The organism is Mesorhizobium sp. M7A.F.Ca.CA.003.01.2.1, assembly GCF_003998945.1.
Taxonomy (GTDB): domain Bacteria; phylum Pseudomonadota; class Alphaproteobacteria; order Rhizobiales; family Rhizobiaceae; genus Mesorhizobium; species Mesorhizobium ciceri.
This window is the reverse complement of record NZ_RZRA01001295.1, coordinates 1-1147: the sequence shown is the minus strand read 5'-3', so window position 1 is coordinate 1147 and position 1147 is coordinate 1. Positions and strand designations below refer to the sequence as shown.

1 protein-coding gene and 2 pseudogenes are annotated in these 1147 nt (G+C 56.6%); 1 reads left to right on the top strand and 2 read right to left on the bottom strand.

The window, feature by feature from the left end; all coding sequences use genetic code 11:
• Window positions 1–297, top strand: a pseudogene (tdh, locus tag EN969_RS32125) (L-threonine 3-dehydrogenase); the annotation flags it as partial.
• An 8-nt stretch (window positions 298–305) separates the two neighbouring features.
• On the opposite strand, the gene EN969_RS32120 reads toward tdh, so the two are convergent.
• Both EN969_RS32120 and EN969_RS32115 read right to left on the bottom strand, forming a co-directional pair.
• Window positions 306–812: a DUF2380 domain-containing protein gene (locus tag EN969_RS32120; protein ID WP_063167736.1), complete on the bottom strand. Its 507-nt coding sequence runs from the start codon at window positions 810–812 to the stop codon at window positions 306–308.
• A 145-nt stretch (window positions 813–957) separates the two neighbouring features.
• Window positions 958–1147, bottom strand: a pseudogene (locus EN969_RS32115) (MarR family transcriptional regulator); the annotation flags it as partial.

Genomic DNA, 1147 nt, shown 5'->3' with positions numbered 1-1147 from the left:
GCCCCCGCCTTCCGCGACATGATCGACACCATGAACAACGGCGGCAAGATCGCCATTCTGGGCATCGCCCCGACCGGATTCGAGATCGACTGGAACAAGGTCATCTTCAAGATGCTGCATCTCAAGGGCATCTATGGCCGCGAGATGTTCGAGACCTGGTACAAGATGATCGCGCTGGTGCAGGGGCCGCTGGATGTTTCCGGGCTTATCACGCACCGCATCGGCATCGACGATTTCCAAGCCGGCTTCGATGCAATGCGCAGCGGCAGTTCCGGCAAGGTGGTGATGGATTGGTAGATGCCGCCCTAACGCAGAATTCTGTTTTTCATCAGCCATTTCACGGAGCGGGGCCACGCGTAGTTCGCACCCATGCGAAGATCGGTAAACCCCTCCGAAACATGTTTCCCGGTTTCGGCGTCAAGGATGCGAATGAACATAGTATGTTCTGTTCGGTTGACGCGCGTTACGACGCCAAGCAAGGCAAGCGACGCGCCGTGCTCCTTGGCAATCGGGCCTTCACAACCAGCGCAGTTGCGCAATCCGTGCGGCGCCGTGGCCTGTGTATCCCTCGCCGGCACATCAATTACTGTAAAACGCCCAGACTGGGAGAGCATGTCCTTAGCAACTTGTGCTGATTCCGACAGATAGCGCCTGTCATATTCATCCGGGGGAATTATTCCCGCCCCGGCGCTCTTGTCCTCCAATTCGAAAGGGAACACTTCGATCGACATCGGCTTTGTCTGCTGCGCCTGCGCAAATGTGCAGGTGCCTACAAGCAGCGTCACCAGGACACTTAATGTGCGAATGCTCATCGTAGTCCTCCTGTCGGTATGATGGGCATTATACGCGGCCTGACAACGCAAATAACGATTAAATCGAAAGCAATGCTATGCTTCGGGAGTTTCCACGCAGTCTCGCTCGAACTCCGTCGTTCAGAGTGATTGGCTTGATCTTGGACTAACTCTTGCTCGGGACCAGACTGGTCTCCAATGCAGCCAGTCCGCTGGTGATCGCCGTGCGCTCTTCAGCGCTGAGCCTTGCCAGCAAATCCCGTTCGAACGCCTTCGCCAGCGGCACCATCTCGCGATAGGCGGCAAGCCCCGTTCCGGTCAGCGTCAGATGTTCGATACGGCGATCTTTCTCATCA